Consider the following 16,809-nt stretch of genomic DNA (forward strand, 5'->3'; position numbering starts at 1 on the left):
ATGTCTCTGCAGGCCATGCACCAGTCGTTGCCTGTAAGACGTTGCAGGCGTCCGGAGTCCGACACCGAAAATGCAATCCGTCCGCGACCGCCTCGAAGTCGTCCTTTCGCGTCTCGCCGTCCGCGCGGACAATGAAAGCGTATTCGTAAAGCTCTATCCGGAGGCCGCACGGGCAGCAGCCGATGCGGCCGATGGTCGGCGCAGAGCCGGCGTGACGCTCGGGCCGCTCGACGGAACAATTCTGTCGATCAAAGACCTGTTCGATGTCGCCGGCGAGCCGACCACGGCCGGTTCGTTGCTGCTCAGCACCGCGGCGCCGGCGCTGCGGGATGCCGTCATCGTGCAACGATTGCGGCAGGCGGGCGCCGTCATCTTCGGCAAGACCAACATGACTGAATTCGCCTTCACCGCGATCGGCGTCAACCCGCATTACGGCACGCCCGGCAATGCGACCGACGCCAGCCGGATTGCGGGCGGCTCATCCTCCGGCGCCGGTGTTTCCGTTGCCGAAGGCACGAGCGAGATCTCGATCGGTTCCGACACCGGCGGTTCGGTGCGCATTCCGGCATCGCTGAACGGTGTCGTCGGCTTCAAGCCGACGGCGCGGCGCGTGCCGCGCGATGGCGTCTTCCCGCTATCGGCCACGCTGGACTCCATTGGCCCGCTCGCGCGCACCGTTGCCGAATGTGCCGCAGCCGACGCGGTGATGGCCGGCGAAGAGTTCGCGGCACTTGTTCCGCTCTCGCTTGCCGGACTGCGCATCGGTGTTCCGCGCGGCGTGCTCTTCGAGGATACGGAAGAAGAGGTCGCGGTAGCGTTCGACCGATGTGTTCACAAGGTGGAACTCGCGGGTGCACGCCTCGCTGATCTGTCCATCGATGACCTCCTTGCCGATTTGCGCGCGGTAACCAGGCGGGCCTCGATCGCGGCAATGGAGGGTGCCGAGGTCCATGCAGATTGGCTGGCGACTGGCGCGACGACACCGGTGGATCCGCGGGTGGGCGAGCCGTTGTCACGCGCTGCCGCCGTTCCGGCCACGGCCTATATAAGGGCAATCCGCCGCCGCACGGCGCTTGTCGCGGCCATGGACGAGCGGCTGGCGTCTGTCGATGTGCTGGCCCTGCCGACCACCCCGGTCACCGCACCGACAATCGTGTCGATGACCAGCGACGAAGTTCTATGTGAGCGTATGGAAGGCCTTCTGCTGCGCAACACGCAGGTCGCCAACCAGTTCGACCTCTGTGCGATCTCGCTGCCGATGCCGGGAATGGCGCGCCCTGCCGGGCTGATGCTGGTGGCGCGCAACGGCCACGACCACCGTCTCTTGCGTATCGCGGCGGAAGTCGAGGCACTGCTTGGCCGTGGATGATGTGAACGTCAATGCGACGAACAGTGGCCGCGTTCGCTATCCCTGGACGCGCGTTCGACACCGGTCGCGACCAGCCATGGCAAAGTGTATCGCTTGCCGTCTGGGTCCGGGTCTCGATGGAGCCGACAACGACGACCTTGCCGGCGTAGAGCTTGTCAGAGAGATCGAGCGCCTTGTCCTCCTGCGGCAATCCATCGATGTCGATCGACACGCCCTTGATGATCTTGCCCGTGGCAAGATCGAGCGCGCTGTTCGACGGACAGGGCGCCATCACGCACCGCAGGCCGTTGTCGCAATAGACATAACTGCTCTCGGCCGCAGCGAGCGAGGGCGGGACGCACATCGAAAAGATGGTAGCAAGCAGCGGCGTGTGGCGAAGAACGGGCATGGGTCCAGCGTCTTGAAGAAATGGGGCGAAACGGCCGTGGCGCTACGCGTCGGCCGGAAACCGCCGCCGGTAGTGCTCGACCACTTCGGGATTGCGCAGATTGACCGGCAATTTGTTGGCCAGTACCAGCAAGGTTTCATCAGCCGACCCGACGCCCATGCGCATCATCGATTGCTCGGTGATGCCGGCCATGTGCGGGGTGATGATGACATTGTCGAAGCCGAAATAAGGATGATCTGAGGGCAGCGGCTGCGTCGCAAAGACATCGAGCGCGGCACCACCGATACGGCCCTTTTGCAGCGCTTCGATCAGCGCGTCGTCGTCGATCACCGGCCCGCGCGAAATATTGATCAGCAGCGCATGGGGCTTCATTCGACCGATGCGCTCGCGGTTGATCAGGCCGCGTGTCTCCGGTGTCAGCGGGCAGCACAGAACGATGATGTCGCTCTGCTCGACCAGTGCGTCGATCGACAGGAAGCCGACGCTGTCCAGCGCCGGCCTCATGCTGCGCGTCGTCGCCACCACGTTCAGGTCGAAACCATGGGCCGCGATATGGCCGACTGCCTGTCCAATGGCGCCGAAGCCAATAATGCCGATCGTCTTGCCGGCAAGCTCGCTGGCGAGAATGGTGTGGTCGCGACCGGCCAGCCAGCCCTTCGCCCGCAAGTCGCGGTCTACTACGCGGAAACGCCGAAGCAGCGCCAGGGCTGCAAACATCACGTATTCGGCGACCGACCGCGCATTGACCGCCGGCACGTTTGCGACCAGCACGCCGGCTGCAGTGGCCGCCTCCATCGGGACCATGTCGAGCCCGGCGCCATGGCGGATTGCGGCCCGGAGCTTCGTCGCACCTTCGAAAAGCGCTGATGGCAGTGGCGCACGAACGATGATGATGTCGGCATTCCTCGCCTCAGTCGCCAGCGTGTCCGCATCGAGGGCGGAGGCGACGACGAGTTCACCGGCCCCAGTCAGCATGGCGGAGGCGCGCGGGTGAAGCGTGTGTGTCGTCAAGATTTTAGGCATGTCAGACCTGTTCGAGCGCTGGACTGTGAGGTTCTGCCCCACCACCCTCGATCAGGCCTTTCCAGTAGCTTTCCGCACCTTGCAGATGGGCGCTCATGAGCGCCTGGGCGAGGTTGCCGTCGCGGCGCAGCAGCGCCTCGTAGATCTGGATGTGCTCGGCATGCGAGCGCACGCTGCGTTCGGGATCGTTGAAATAGATCGGCAGGCGTTGTTCGCCCATCATGTAGTAGACGCTGCATATGTTGTGAAAAACGCTGTTCTTGGTCGCCCGCACGATTTCAAGGTGAAATTCGCGGTCTTCCTTGGCGAGACCCTCGCCCGCCGCAATGCGGTCTTCCGAAGCCTTCAGGATTTCGCGCAGCCGCTCGAAATTTTCCTCGGTGGCACGCGAACAGGCAAGCTCGGCGGCCTTGATCTCGTGGATCTTGCGCAACTCGACCGTCTCGTAGATCTGGATCGGATCGAGCGGCAGGCCGGCCCTGGCAAAAAGCGCCATCGCCTCGACGCTGGCCTGCTTGGTGTCGATGTAGATGCCGGACTTGGCCCGGCGCTCGACGATGCGCATGGCTTCGAGGATAGCCAGCGCCTCGCGGATCTGGCCGCGGCTGACGACGAAATGCTCCGCCAGTTCTCGCTCCGACGGCGTTCGGCCCGTCGCCTTGTCGGAGTGGGAGAACAGATAGGCGGCGAGTTCCGCGAGAAGGTTCTTTTCTTTCATGATCAGCCGCGTAGCGCGTGCGCCTCCAGGAACCGTTCCGAAAGGGTGAATCCCAGTCCGGGCTTCTCGGGGATCGCTATCATACCGTCCTTTGCTTCGACAGTCTCCTCGATCAGATCGTGGATCATCGGGTTGGCGCCAAGCGAATATTCGACGGTAAAGCTAGCCGGCGAAGCAGCGCAGACATGCAGCCCGGCAAAGAAGCAAGGGGCGCCGGCCCACAGATGCGGCGCGAAGCGCAGATTGAAGGCGCTGGCGATGGTGCTGATCTTCATCGCCTCGCTGATGCCGCCGCAGAAGGCTGGATCCGGCTGGAAGATGTCGGCCGCTTTGAGCGTGGCGAGGTCGCGGAAGGCATAGCGCGTCGCCTCGCTCTCACCGGTGGCGATCGGGATGGAGCCGGACGCCCGCACTTCGGCCATCCCAGGCTTGTCGTCGGCGATGACCGGCTCCTCGAACCAGGCCAGATCGAGATCGCCGGCGAGATGGATGAAGCGTTTGGCTTCCGCCACCGTATAGGTGCCGTGCGCATCGACCATAAGATCGAGTTCAGGGCCGAGCGCCTGTCTTGCGGCGCGGACGCGGGCGGCCGAATTGTGCGGGGTGCCGTCCATCGCGCCGATCCGCATCTTCAGCGCCTTGAAGCCACCCTTGGCGATATAGGATTTCAACTGGTCGCCGATCGCTTCGGTGGGGGCCCAGCCACCGGAAGCGTAGGCCGGCATGCGATCGAGCTTGCGGCCGCCGAGCAGCCGCCAGACCGGAACCCCCAGCGACTTGCCCAGAATATCCCACAATGCGATGTCGACGGCGCTGATTGCGGCGACGCTGATGCCGCGCCGCGCCAGTTGCGGCATGGCGTGGCCGTTTTGCGCGGCGCTGTCGTGGCGCACGCCATTGTAAAGCATCTCCCAGATCACCCCGAGGTCGGCCGGATCGCAGCCGATCAGCTGCGGGCCGACCTCATGGTTCAGCATGTGGACGAGGGCGCCATAGCTGCCGGTGCTGCCGGCGGCATTCTTGCCTTCGCCCCAGCCGACCAACCCATCGTCAGTCTCGATGCGCAAGATGGCGGCGTCGAACGTCGTCACCTGACCGAAGTCGCTGCGGTGCTGCCGTGCCGCTTCGATCGGTATGCGGACCCACCAGGCTTGGACCGTCTTGATGCGCATGTTCATCCTCTGCCTTGCCGCCGTTAGGGGCCGCCGTCGGGCGGAAAGGCTCGTTTCCAGAGATCGACTACTTGATCAGCGGCAGCAGCGTTTCGGCGGTGATGCGCATCTGGTCGGTGTAGAACTTTTCCGTGAGCACGCTGGAACCGTGGTCCTGGATGAATTTGAGCTGCTCCGGCGAGATGTCGACCGGGTTGCGTTCGACCATGTCGGGATAGGGAGCAGCCGGCGTGCGGTCGACAGGGGCGACGAACTCGTTGGTCAGCGCGCCGTCGTAGCCGACTTCCTTCAGGGTGCCAACGATCTTCGGCCAGTCGATCTGTCCGAGACCGGCGGCGAAGCGGTTGTTGTCAGCGACGTGGAAATCGAACAGGCGCTTTCCGACCTGCCGGATGGCATCGTAGACGTTAAACTCCTCCATATGGAGGTGATAGGCGTCAAGGCAGACACCGCATTCGGGGCTGACCGCATCGGCCAGCGCCAGTGCCTGGGCGCCGCGGTTGAACAGATAGGTCTCGAAGCGGTTGAGCGGCTCTACCGCGATCTTGACGCCGACCTTCCTGGCGTGGGTAAAGCATTCCCTGGTGGCGTCGACCACCCATTTCCATTCTTCTTCCTCGGTGCCGTCCGGCACCACCTTCCCGACGGTGGCGGGAACCAGCGTGATGATCTCGCCGTCGAGTTCGCTCACCATCGTCAGCACGTCCTTGACGTACTGCACCGAGCGCTCGCGCTGGCCCTGGTCCTTGGCGGCGAGGTTGCGCTCGCCCAGCATCAGCGTCACCGCCCCCCAGCAGCGGATGCCGTGCTCCTTCAGGAGGGCACGTGTCTCATTGATCTTGTATTGCGCGGGCTCGCCGGAAATCTCGATCGACTCATAGCCGAATTTCTTGATGCGTTTGAGCGTCGTCTCCAACGGTTCCGCCCGCATCCAGTTGTGCGTCGAAAGATGCATGGTCTGTCCTTCCCAGAATTCGCCTTTAACAATTCGCCTGCGACGCCAGATTGCGTTGCAGGTTTCCTCCCCAAGGCGGTCCAGCATTTTTCGTTAACTGGTTCGACCAATTGGGCATGAAAAGAGGTCTACAGCAATTTCATCTGGACGGCAAGAAATCCTGCAAGGCAGCCCCGGCCAACGATTATTCCGTTGATTAAACTAACATATTTCCCCGCTGCCCAGCAATTTTCGCGGCGCTGATTGCGAGCGGCGGCGCTTGACCAAACGGTTGTATTTGGTAATACCAGAATGGCGGCGCGCACTAGCGCCAGTCGAGAAAAGACCAAAGAGGCTGGCCCTGCTTTCAATCGGCGCTATGCTTGGTCGTGGATAAATTAGGGAGGATGCCGATGCCGTCGACAATGAAGGGTCCTGGGCTGTTTCTGGCGCAGTTCGCGGGCGATGCCGCACCGTTCAATTCACTGCCGTCGATCACCAGATGGGCGGCCGGACTGGGCTACAAGGGCGTGCAGATACCGACCTGGGACAGCCGGCTGTTCGACCTCGAGAAAGCGGCGTCTTCCCAGGCCTATTGCGACGAAGTGAAAGGCATCTGCACCGAGGCTGGCGTCGAGATCACCGAGCTGTCGACGCATCTGCAGGGGCAGTTGGTGGCGGTGCATCCAGCCTATGACGCACAGTTCGACGGCTTCGCGCCGCCTGCGGTGCACAACAATCCTAAAGCCAGGCAGCAATGGGCGGTCGAACAGATGAAGTTCGCTGCCAAAGCTTCGAAGAATCTCGGGCTCAAGGCATCGGTGTCCTTTTGTGGTGCGCTAGCCTTCCCTTACCTTTATCCGTGGCCGCAACGGCCGGCGGGATTGATCGAGGAAGCATTTTCGGAGCTCGGAAAACGCTGGAAGCCGATCCTCGACCTCTATGAGGACAATGGCGTCGACCTTGGTTACGAAATCCATCCGGGCGAGGACGTGTTCGACGGCGCGACCTTCGAGATGTTCCTCGACGCCGTGGGCGGCCACAAGCGCTGCAACATCAATTACGACCCGTCGCATTTCCTGTTGCAGCAGCTCGACTATCTCGAATTCATCGACATCTATCACGAGCGGATCAAGGCGTTCCACGCCAAGGATGCCGAGTTCAATCCGACCGGCCGGCAAGGCGTCTATTCCGGCTATCAGAGTTGGACGAACCGGGCCGGGCGTTTCCGCTCGCTCGGCGACGGTCAGGTGGATTTCGGCGGCATCTTCTCCAAGCTCGCCCAATATGACTACGATTCATGGGCGGTACTGGAATGGGAATGCTGCCTGAAGCACCCCGAGGATGGCGCGGCCGAAGGCGCTCCCTTCATTCAGCACCACATCATCAGGGTGACGGAAAAGGCATTCGACGATTTTGCCGGCGGCGCGACGGATAAAAAGGTGCTGCGCGCCATGATGGGAATCTAGCGCGATTTTCCCTCCCCCTCGAGGGGAGGGTCGATCCGCGCAGCGGATCGGGGTGGGGTCGCAGGGCGTAGAGCTCGGCATCGACCGACCCCTCCCGGCCCTTCGGGCCACCCTCCCCTCAAGGGGGAGGGGTATTTCAGACACGAGGGAGAAAATCATGGTCGGCGCAACGAAGTCGGAGACGGGAGGCGGCCCGATCCGCTACGGCATGGTCGGCGGCGGGCAAGGCGCCTTCATCGGTGCCGTGCACCGGATCGCGGCGCGCATGGACAATGAGTTCGTGCTGGTCGCCGGTGCCCTGTCATCCAACCCGGCGCGTGCCAAGGCATCGGCCGAGGAGCTCGGGCTCGATCCGGCGCGCAGTTACGGCTCGTTCGCCGAGATGGCCAAGGCCGAGGCCAAGCGGCCGGACGGTATCGAAGCGGTGGCCATCGTCACGCCCAACAATGTGCATGTGCCGGCGGCGAAGGCTTTTCTCGAAGCTGGCATCCACGTCATCTGCGACAAGCCGCTGGCGACGACGTTGGCGGAAGCGAAGAAGCTGGCGGCATTGGTCGAAAAGACCGGCAAGGTCTTTGTCCTCACCCACAATTACACCGCCTATCCGATGGTGCGGCAGGCGCGCGAGATGGTGGCCAAGGGACAACTCGGCGACATCCGTATCGTGCAGTCGGAATACCCGCAGGACTGGCTGACCGAAGACCTCGCCGCCACCGGCCAGAAGCAGGCGGCCTGGCGCTCCGATCCCAAGCAGGCCGGCGCCGGCGGTGCGCTGGGCGACATCGGCACGCACGCCTACAATCTCGCGCGCTTCGTCTGTGGATTGGAGCTCGATTCGCTTTCCGCCGATCTCGACGCCTTCGTGCCGGGGCGACAGCTCGACGACAATGTCAACGTGATGTTGCGCTTCAAGCCGGTCGGCAAATCGCATCCGGCCAAGGGCATATTGTGGGCGAGCCAGGTGGCGCCCGGCCACGAGAATGGGCTGAAGCTGCGTATCTACGGCTCGAAGGGCGGGCTTGAATGGGTGCAGGCCGACCCGAACTATCTCTGGTACACGCCGTTCGGCCAGCCGAAGCAGTTGATCACCCGAAATGGCGCCGGCGCGCTGCCCGTCGCCGGGCGCGTCAGCCGGGTTCCGTCAGGCCATCCGGAAGGCTATCTCGAAGGCTTCGCCAACATCTACCAGGAGGCGGCGCGCGCCATCCGCGCAGCGCGCCGCAAAGGCGGAAAGCCGGCTAAGGACGTAATCTTCCCGACTATCCAGGACGGTGTCGAAGGCATGGCCTTCATCGAAGCCTGCGTGAAGTCGTCGAAGAAGAATGGAGCCTGGACGAAACTTTAATCGCTGCGCCCGGTTAACGGGGGAGCCCCCTCACCCGGATTGCCAACCGAATTGCAAGGGCAATTCGGGGCAATCCGACCTCTCCCCGAGGGGAGAGGAGATCGCCGGCGCTGCCGTCTGCCTCTTCTCCCCAGCGGGGAGAAGGTGGCCGCGAAGCGGCCGGATGAGGGGGCTTATGGCGAAGTCGGCGGAGGAGCCAGCCGGCCGTCAAATGGGGAGGAGGCGTCGATGAAAATTGGCATGTGTATGTTTTTGTGGACGACGGCCGTGTCGAAGAAACACGAGCCGCTGCTCAGGGATATCAAGGCGACCGGCTTCGATGGCGTCGAGATACCGATCTTTGCCGGCACGCCGGACGATTACAAAAGGCTCGGCGCGCTGCTCGACCGCATCGGGCTGGAACGCACCGCCGTTTCGGCGATGGGCGATCCGGCGATGAATTTGATCTCGGCCGATGCCTCAACGCGCAAGGCCGGCATCGACTATATGAAATGGGCGATCGACTGCACACAAGCGCTTGGCGCCAAAACGCTGAGCGGCCCGCTGCATTCGACGCTCGGCGCCTTTTCCGGCAGCGGGCCGACAGCGGCGGAGAAAAAGCGTTCGGTCGGCTCACAGCGCGCCATCGGCGATCATGCCGGCAACAAGAACGTCACCATCGGGCTGGAGGCGCTCAACCGCTTCGAATGCTATCTGCTCAACACGATGGACGATCTGTCGGAGCATGTCGACGCGATCGACCGGCCGCACATCAAGGCGATGTACGACACTTTCCACGCCAATATCGAAGAGACCGACGCGATCGGCGCCTATACGCGCAACCGCAAAAATGTCGTCCATATCCATATTTCGGAGAATGATCGCGGCGTGCCGGGGCGCGGCCACATTCCGTGGAAAGAGACGTTTTCGGCCATCCGCAAGAGCGGCTATGACGACTGGCTGACGATCGAGGCCTTCGGCCGCTCGCTGAAAGATTTGGCGGCGGCAACCAAGGTGTGGCGCGATTTTTCGGAAAGCCCGGAAGCCGTCTACCGCGACGGCTACAAGCACATCAAGAGCGGCTGGAAGAGGGCCGGAGCCTAGGACGCAGCCTTCCTCTCAGGCGATCTGAGCTGCCGCCGGACGGGCGGAAACGCGCCGCTCATCGTTGCTGTTTGCGACGGTCCCCATCAGCTTGCGGCGGAGATAGCTGGAGATGTTGTCGAAGATGAAAACGACAAGCAGGATCAGCAGAACCATGTAGAAAACATTGGCCCAGTTGGTGTTGGTGCGCATGGCCTCCCACAATTTCAGGCCGATGCCGCCGGCGCCGACAGCACCGATGATCGTCGCTGACCGGGTGTTCGATTCCCAGAAATAGAGGGATTGGCTGAGGAACACCGGCAGAACCTGGGGCAGCACGCCGTAGCGCTGCACCATTGCCGGCGTGGCGCCAACCGAGCGGATGCCCTCACGCTGCTTGTCATCGATGTTTTCCAGCGCCTCGGAATAGAGTTTGCCCAGGGTTCCGGTGTCGGTGAAGAAGATCGCCGACATGCCGGCCAGCGGCCCCGGACCGAAGCCGCGCGTGAAGAACAGCGCCCAGATCAGCATGTCGACCGAGCGCTGGAAATCGAAAAAGCGCTTTGTTAGCTGGTTGGCTATCCGGCTCGGCGTGACGTTGCGCGCAGCCAGGAAGGCGAGCGGAAAGGCGACGATCGAGGCCAGCACCGTGCCGACAAAAGCCATGACGATGGTCTGTAAGAGTTTCAGCCAGACGTCGCCGTGCTGCCACTCGGCGTTGTTCAAAATGTTGTCCCAGGCGAGCGCCGCGTTTGACCGCGACCGGTCGATGCGAACCCCGGAGACGATCAGTGAAGCGACCTCGCTGAACGGCTTTCCCCAGAATGGCGAGTTCGTGTCGAACACGAAATTGGCCCAGCCGAAGAAACGTCGCCAGGCGACCACCTCGTCGTTCTGCACCTCAGCGCGGCCGAGATATCCAAACGAGACATAGGCTGTCGAGCCTGGCCTGCGTTGCTCGATCCAGTCAGGCAGCGGTGTGCGCGGTGTCACAGAACTGCCCTTGGCGATGTCGAAGACGACGCTTTCGGCGCCGCGCGTCACGGTGACCAGGTTTGGCGTGACGGCGATCTGGCCATTGCCAAGGGTGACGGTCGCCGCCACGACGGCGTTTTCGCGCACCGTTTCAGGCATCGCAGGAGCGGATTGGCCCGACGGGGCGGCCGGGTTCTCGGCAGTTGGCGCACCAGGCGCCATGAACGAATCCTGCGACGACTTGTTGGTCGCGATCGCCGGTGCCGGCGCTGCCTCGACCTGCCGCTCGATGACGGCCATCTGCTTGGCCACCCAGTCGGGATTTGGATTGGATCCCAGCTTGGAGAAGCGGGAGTAGTCGATTGTCAGATGATTGTCCTTGAATTCGATGTCCGGCCGGATTTCGTAGGACACCCAGTCGCCGAGATACGCGCCGGCAAGGTTCCAGTTCGCCTTTTCGAGGACGGCGCCGACCGAGAAGAACCACGCGCAGTAGAAGGTGTAGAGAATGCAGAGAAGGATGCCGATCGGGACGGCGTAGCGCTTCCACAGCGAGCGCCGGAACGCGTCCGGGTGGCGAGCGGCGATGTCGTTGATGGCATCGGCATTCATTCTCTTACTCTCCGCGCCCGTATGCGAACGCCTGCCGGCCGACAAGTCGATGTCTTAGCCATGCCGAAAGCTGGTCGACGGCGACGATCGTGCAGAACAGCAGGAAGACGATGGCGATGGTCTTGGCCTCATGGCCCCGGCCGATCGAAAGACGCAGGGATTCGCCGATGCCGCCGGCGCCAACGGCGCCAAGAATGGTCGAAGCGCGCACATTGATCTCGAAGCGGAGCAGGAAATAGCTCATGAAGTTGGGCAGGACCTGGGGCACGATGCCGAACCACACCCGTTCGACCCAATTGGCGCCCACGGCGCGCAAGCCTTCTTCAGGCTTCATGTCGGCGTTCTCGACCACTTCGAAGAACATTTTTCCGAGCGCGCCGACGGTGTGGATGCTGACAGCGAGGATCGCCGGAATGGGTCCAAGCGAGAAAATCGCGAGAAAGAAGCCGGCAATAACAATTTCCGGAAAGGCGCGGACGATTTCAAGGAAGCGACGCGTGGCGAAACGGAGCCAGCGGTTGGCCGTGATATTGCTCGCAGCGAGGAAGCAGAGCAGGAAACCGAATGTAGAGCCTACGAGCGTCGAAAACAGGGCGATGTTCAGCGTCTCGATCATCCGGTGGAAATATTCCGGAATGTAGATGCTTTGGGTCAGGTAGACCCGGCCTTCGGGGTAGTCGAACTTGAGGCTGCCATCGTCATAAGGGGACGGCAGGTCGAACAGCGCGCGCGCCGGGTCGAACCAGTCGCGCGGCTTCAACTCCGCGAAAAAGTCGGCGACGTAGGGAAGGCGGTGGAAGAACTTCCCAGCATTTGTTTCGTTGGCGAACCAGAGCGAGCCAGACAGTGCAAAAAACAGGAAAACCAGGCCGCCGATCGTGTAAAGGCGCCGGCGGGCGGCAAGGTCGCGCCAGTGCCGCTCGACAGTAGCTCCCTCCGGTGAAAGCGCGGGCGCGCGGCAGACGTCGGTCGCACTCATCGTTATTTTTTCTCGGCCCCTGATGCGGCAACGCCGCCGGCGGCACATGGCCCCGGCGGCGTTGTGGCAGTTTGCTTTACGAGCCGATCTTCGCCTTACGGGCGTCGATGATCGGCTGGTAGAATTCCGGGGTGACCGGCGAATAGCCCTTGTAGTCGCCGCCTTGTATCGCCGAGAAACAGGCCGGATCGGTTTCCGGAAGCTTGGTCAGGAAATCGGTGATCTTCTGCTTGGCGCCGGCGTCGATTGACGTACGCAATACCAGCGGGCCGTTCGGGATCAGCGGCGACTGCCACAATTCGACGAGGTCGTCCATCTTGAGGACACCCTTGTCGACCATCTTGCGCAGATTGCCCGAGCTGTAGCCGTCGTTGAAGTCGCCGACGCCCGAAGCCCAGGTGGTGCCGGCATCGAACGTGCCCTTCAGGACTTCAAGGACAAGCTGTTCATGGCCGCCGCCGAAACCGGTCGACGCGAAGTAGCTCTTCACATCCATGCCGATGTCCTTGGGCAGTGACGTGACCGGGATCAGGTAACCAGAAGTCGAATCGGGATCGGCGAAACCGAGTTTCTTGCCCTTCATGTCGGCGAGCGTCTTGATGCCGGAATCGGCGCGCGCGACCATGACCGCACGGTAGCCGGTCGAGCCGTCGGTCTGGATCGTCGTCAGGATCGGTTGAACCGCGTCCTTGTTTTCGAGATAGACCTTGGCGTAGGCGGAAGCGCCGAGCTCGGCAAAGTCGAGCGTGCCGCCGAGCAGGCCCTGGATGACGCCGTCATAGTCAGCGGCCGGGAACAGCGAAACTTTTTCCACGCCGAGGACTTCCTTGATGTGGTCGGCGAAGCACTGGTAGTTGCGCAGGCGGTCGGCTTCGTTCTCGCCGCCCAGAATGCCGACGCGGAATTCCTTCAGGTCCTGTGCCTGGACCGCGCCCATCGCCATGGCGAGGATGGAAACGGCACCGAAAACTATTTTTCTAAACATTTCGCGTCTCTCCTGTTGGTTCCGGCGTCGCGCCGGAAGCGTTCGAATTTTGATAGCGCCTTTTTTACGCCCGGCCTTGATGCGGACTGGCGGTCCAGGCGCTCTTTCGTCGTCTGCTTTCGTATACTCGTATACAGATATCCACTCGCCGGGATCTTGGAGCTAATAGCCGGGAAATGCCGGCTCGAGCGGCCCGGCGGATGCGGCGATTTTTTTCTTGATGGCAACGCTGGTCGAGGTAATGGCCTCGGAGATTTCACCGCCATTGCTGTCGGCGCCATAGACCATGCGCACGGCCTCGCGGTTGAGCTCTTCGGGCGGGCCGTCGAACACCACCTTGCCGGCGGCCATGCCGATGATGCGGTTGCAATAGGTGCGCGCGGTATCCAGCGTGTGGAGATTGGTGACGACGGTGAGGCCCTCGCGCAGATTGATGTCTTGCAGCGAATCCATCACCACCTTGGCGTTGAGCGGGTCGAGCGAGGCGATCGGCTCGTCGGCAAGGATGACTTTCGGCTGCTGCATCATGGCACGGGCAATCGCAACGCGCTGCTGCTGGCCGCCGGACAACGTGCCGGCCGGTTGCAGCGCCGTGCGGGCGATGTCGAGACGCTCGAGCGCCGCGATCGCCTCGGCCCGTTCCTCGCGGGAGAAGACACCGAGCAGATTGACAAGGGTCGAGCGGTGATTGAGCCGGCCGAGCAGCACATTGGTCAGCACGTCGAGACGCGGCACCAGGTTGAATTGCTGGAAGATCATGGCGCAATCGCGCTGCCAGCGCCTGAGCAGCGAGCCGCGCAGGCTGGAGACTTCGGCGCCGTCAAAGAAAATCGAGCCCTGGCTCGGATCGATGAGGCGGTTGATCATCCGCAAAAGCGTCGACTTGCCGGCGCCCGAGCGGCCGATGATGCCGACCATCTGACCCTGCGGGATCAAGATGTCGACATTGCTGACGGCGGTGTTCCTGCCAAACCGGCGGGTGACACCGCGGATCTCGAGCGTGGCTGAGGTTGCTGACATAGGCAAGTTCCAGTCCAGTCGCGTTTCGAAGGTCCGTTAACCTTCGCTAGCGCAGCCGCATGAAACTGCGGTGTCGGATTGATGTCAGTTTTGTTACCGCCCACAGGCCATAGGCGACGCGCCGTCAACCCAGGACCAGAGCTCCTCGAAATGCTTCATGTCCTTGAAACGGCAGAATGCCGGAGCCCGCAACTCGATCACCGGAGCCTGACGGGCGAGCAGCGAAAGGCAATCATCGAACACGTCCTGCCATTGCGATGCACTTTCGTCGTCGAGATGGCGGATCTGATAGGCGAAGGTTATGTGGAATGTGTAGCTGTCGTGGTCGGAATGCCGGTATCCGAACGGCACCGACAGAGCATCGCGCCAGGCGCGCATGACGCGCTCATCCTCGTCCGACGCGCCGGCGACGGTCCGGCCGGTCGGCACGACATCGACGACCCTGACTTTGAACGCACCATGGCCTTCGAAGCCCTTCAGACGCTCCAGATAGAGCCGGGTCATGTCTTCGATGCTGGTGTCGAGAGGCATGTACTGCGGCCAGAAGGGAAGCCGGCGGCGATGTTCGATGATGCCCTGGAACAGCGTCATGTGCAGGCTGGAGATCGGGGTGAAGGCCAGCCGGTCGGGATCGGGCATAGCGCGCATCCGCTCACGCACTTCGATGACCACCGCTTCGGACGGTGAGCCACTGGCGAGATGGCAGACGACAGTGTTGCCGGGCTCGATGAGGAAATTGCCAGCACTGTCGTAGCGCGTGCGGAGATGCACGGGAGGGTTCGGGTTAGAGCCGGCAAAAATCCGGCTAGCGACGGTTTCACGGAGTGAAGCATGGCGATCTCCAGGGAAGACCGCCTCCTGTCCGAGTCATGTGTCAGGCATATGAAAACTGCCCGCAGGGCGAGAAAGGAACCTTCAAAGACAGGGGTTTAACAAGGGCTCGCGATCGACTTCGAGCAACTTGTCCATGTTGGCGGTGCTCTGGCTGGGATCGACAGACTTGAGCGAATTGTAGAGTGCCATGCTCTCGCCCTCCAGCTCACAAGAGGCGGTGCCGCGTTGAGCTTGGCGCGCACGGATCTGGTTCTGCCGTTCGTCCAGCGCAGCTTGCGTGGTGTCCGAGTTCCTGATGATGAAGGCGTTCATGCGGTCGATCCCTGACTGAAGGAAGTCGAGAAAATCACGATCTTGCTTCGGAGCGCAGTTTTCACCGATCGCGTGGATTGATGCATAGATCATCCAGATGCAAAGGACCGCGCCGCGAGGATCCATCTTCGGCACCTGGTTGGCAGGCGCTTGTTGAGGCAAGAGAGTCACCAGCGCAACCAGGCAAGATCCTACCCATCGTCTGAGCATGCCAATCCTTACGTTTTTTCTTACGACTTTTTGCCCGGCAATCGTCAATTAAAAGGCGACAGCGTTGAGCAAGGGACGTTAGCCGCCATATTTTTCCAGAAACGCTTCCGCCGCAAGCGCGCGGAAATCGTCGAGTGCGGCGCGCAGGCAGGCATGGTCCCAATCCCACCAGGCGAGTGCCTGATAGCGTTCCACCGTGCGGCGGTCGAAGCGTTCGCGGATCGGTTTGGCCGGCACGCCGCCGACAATGGTGTAGGGCGCGACGTCTTTCGACACCACGGCGCCGGCGCCGACCGCTGCGCCATCGCCGACGCTGACGCCGGGCAGGATGGTCGAGCCGTGGCCAAGCCAGGTGTCGTGGCCGATGGTGACGCGCCTGGCGCGGCGCTGGGCGAAAAATTCGCTCTCGTGCTCGGCGTCGTCCCAATAGTCAGAGGCGCGATAGGTGAAATGGTGCAGCGTTGGCCGCCAGGTCGGATGGTTGGTGGCGTTGATGCGCACGCTGGCGGCGATGTTGGCGAATTTGCCGATCGTCGCGCACCAGACGCCGCAGTCCTGCATCATGTAGGAATAGTCGCCGAGCGTACTTTCCGAAAGGCGGCAGCGTTCGGCGATCTCGGTCCAGCGGCCGAGCGTCGAGTTCTCGACTTCCGCCGTCTCGTGGACCAGCGGCGTTTCCGACAGTTTTCTGGTCATGCGGCGATTTTTCCGGCGGCAAAAACGGTCACGTCGATAACGCGGTCGGCCACCGCCTCGCGCACGTCGTGGTCGTGGAAAATGCCAAGCAGCGCGACGCCCGCCGCCTTCTTGGCCGCGATCAGCGCAATCACCACGTCGCGGTTCCTGGCGTCGAGCGACGCGGTCGGCTCGTCGAGCAGCAGGATCGGGTGCTCGGTGATGAAGCCGCGCGCGATGTTGACGCGCTGTTGTTCGCCGCCGGAAAACGTCGCCGGCGGCAGCATCCAGAGCTTTTCCGGCAGGTTGAGTTGCGCCAGCAAGGCGCGCGCCTTGCCGCGCGCGACCTCACGGTCCTCTCCGCGCTCGACCAGCGGTTCGGAAACGACGTCGAGGGCGGAGACGCGCGGCACGGTGCGCAGGAACTGGCTGACATAGCCGATCGTGAGCCGGCGCACGGCAAGCACGGTGCGCGGGCTGGCCGTCGCGAGATCGATGAGCCCGTCCTCGTGCTGGACGATGATCTGGCCTACGTCGACGGCGTAGTTGCCGTAGAGCATCTTCAGGATCGAGCTCTTGCCGGCACCGGACGGGCCGCCGAGCACGGCACATTCGCCGCTCCTGATGGAGAACGACACGCCGGTGACGACAGGCAGCTTGATGCCGTCGCGCAGATGCATGGTGAAGCTCTTGGCGACATCGGAGACGACGAGCGGGGTTGCCATGG

Annotated in this window: 16 protein-coding genes; 4 read left to right on the plus strand and 12 right to left on the minus strand. The window is 62.5% G+C overall.

The window, feature by feature from the left end; all coding sequences use genetic code 11:
* Positions 1-70: 70 nt before the first annotated feature.
* Positions 71-1,369 (plus strand): amidase, encoded by a 1,299-nt coding sequence (locus BQ8482_RS34645; protein WP_123151661.1) that lies wholly within the window; start codon positions 71-73, stop codon positions 1,367-1,369.
* A gap of 430 nt (positions 1,370-1,799) precedes the next feature.
* Here the strand turns inward: BQ8482_RS34645 and BQ8482_RS34655 are convergent, their stop codons facing one another.
* The 4 genes from BQ8482_RS34655 to BQ8482_RS34670 all read right to left on the minus strand — a co-directional run bounded on the left by BQ8482_RS34655 (position 1,800) and on the right by BQ8482_RS34670 (position 5,625).
* Positions 1,800-2,780: an NAD(P)-dependent oxidoreductase gene (locus BQ8482_RS34655; RefSeq protein ID WP_123151662.1), complete on the minus strand. Its 981-nt coding sequence runs from the start codon at positions 2,778-2,780 to the stop codon at positions 1,800-1,802.
* Position 2,781: 1 nt separating this feature from the next.
* Positions 2,782-3,498 (minus strand): FadR/GntR family transcriptional regulator, encoded by a 717-nt coding sequence (locus tag BQ8482_RS34660; RefSeq protein WP_123151663.1) that lies wholly within the window; start codon positions 3,496-3,498, stop codon positions 2,782-2,784.
* 2 nt (positions 3,499-3,500) lie between these two features.
* On the minus strand, positions 3,501-4,670 hold the full coding sequence (locus tag BQ8482_RS34665; RefSeq protein WP_123151776.1) for a mandelate racemase/muconate lactonizing enzyme family protein: 1,170 nt from the start codon (positions 4,668-4,670) through the stop codon (positions 3,501-3,503).
* 67 nt (positions 4,671-4,737) lie between these two features.
* Positions 4,738-5,625: a sugar phosphate isomerase/epimerase family protein gene (locus BQ8482_RS34670; protein WP_123151777.1), complete on the minus strand. Its 888-nt coding sequence runs from the start codon at positions 5,623-5,625 to the stop codon at positions 4,738-4,740.
* A gap of 392 nt (positions 5,626-6,017) precedes the next feature.
* Here BQ8482_RS34670 and BQ8482_RS34675 point away from each other — a divergent pair, with 392 nt between their 5' ends.
* From BQ8482_RS34675 to BQ8482_RS34685, 3 genes are all read left to right on the plus strand, one after another.
* Positions 6,018-7,073, plus strand: a complete 1,056-nt coding sequence (locus tag BQ8482_RS34675; RefSeq protein WP_123151778.1) for a sugar phosphate isomerase/epimerase family protein — start codon at positions 6,018-6,020, stop codon at positions 7,071-7,073.
* 157 nt (positions 7,074-7,230) lie between these two features.
* On the plus strand, positions 7,231-8,418 hold the full coding sequence (locus tag BQ8482_RS34680; RefSeq protein WP_123151664.1) for a Gfo/Idh/MocA family protein: 1,188 nt from the start codon (positions 7,231-7,233) through the stop codon (positions 8,416-8,418).
* Between the two features lie 228 nt (positions 8,419-8,646).
* Complete coding sequence (locus tag BQ8482_RS34685; protein ID WP_123151665.1) at positions 8,647-9,501, plus strand: sugar phosphate isomerase/epimerase family protein; 855 nt, start codon at positions 8,647-8,649, stop codon at positions 9,499-9,501.
* 15 nt (positions 9,502-9,516) lie between these two features.
* On the opposite strand, the gene phnE (BQ8482_RS34690) is transcribed toward BQ8482_RS34685, so the two are convergent.
* From phnE (BQ8482_RS34690) to phnL, 8 genes are all read right to left on the minus strand, one after another.
* Complete coding sequence (gene phnE, locus BQ8482_RS34690) at positions 9,517-11,067, minus strand: phosphonate ABC transporter, permease protein PhnE (protein WP_123151666.1); 1,551 nt, start codon at positions 11,065-11,067, stop codon at positions 9,517-9,519.
* Positions 11,068-11,071: 4 nt separating this feature from the next.
* The gene (gene phnE, locus BQ8482_RS34695; RefSeq protein WP_123151667.1) at positions 11,072-12,046 is read right to left on the minus strand and encodes a phosphonate ABC transporter, permease protein PhnE; all 975 of its coding nucleotides are present in this window, start codon (positions 12,044-12,046) and stop codon (positions 11,072-11,074) included.
* A gap of 76 nt (positions 12,047-12,122) precedes the next feature.
* Positions 12,123-13,031: a phosphonate ABC transporter substrate-binding protein gene (gene phnD, locus BQ8482_RS34700; protein WP_123151668.1), complete on the minus strand. Its 909-nt coding sequence runs from the start codon at positions 13,029-13,031 to the stop codon at positions 12,123-12,125.
* Positions 13,032-13,193: 162 nt separating this feature from the next.
* On the minus strand, positions 13,194-14,051 hold the full coding sequence (phnC, locus tag BQ8482_RS34705) for a phosphonate ABC transporter ATP-binding protein (protein ID WP_123151669.1): 858 nt from the start codon (positions 14,049-14,051) through the stop codon (positions 13,194-13,196).
* Between the two features lie 93 nt (positions 14,052-14,144).
* On the minus strand, positions 14,145-14,822 hold the full coding sequence (locus BQ8482_RS34710; protein WP_425294164.1) for a DUF1868 domain-containing protein: 678 nt from the start codon (positions 14,820-14,822) through the stop codon (positions 14,145-14,147).
* 144 nt (positions 14,823-14,966) lie between these two features.
* Complete coding sequence (locus BQ8482_RS34715) at positions 14,967-15,323, minus strand: hypothetical protein (RefSeq protein ID WP_123151670.1); 357 nt, start codon at positions 15,321-15,323, stop codon at positions 14,967-14,969.
* Between the two features lie 162 nt (positions 15,324-15,485).
* Positions 15,486-16,103, minus strand: coding sequence for a DapH/DapD/GlmU-related protein (locus BQ8482_RS34720; RefSeq protein ID WP_123151671.1), 618 nt, complete (start codon positions 16,101-16,103; stop codon positions 15,486-15,488).
* Positions 16,100-16,807: a phosphonate C-P lyase system protein PhnL gene (gene phnL, locus BQ8482_RS34725; protein ID WP_123151672.1), complete on the minus strand. Its 708-nt coding sequence runs from the start codon at positions 16,805-16,807 to the stop codon at positions 16,100-16,102. The genes BQ8482_RS34720 and phnL overlap by 4 nt, the downstream gene beginning before the upstream one ends.
* Between the last annotated feature and the right edge of the window lie 2 nt (positions 16,808-16,809).

The organism is Mesorhizobium delmotii, from assembly GCF_900149755.1.
GTDB lineage: Bacteria > Pseudomonadota > Alphaproteobacteria > Rhizobiales > Rhizobiaceae > Mesorhizobium > Mesorhizobium delmotii.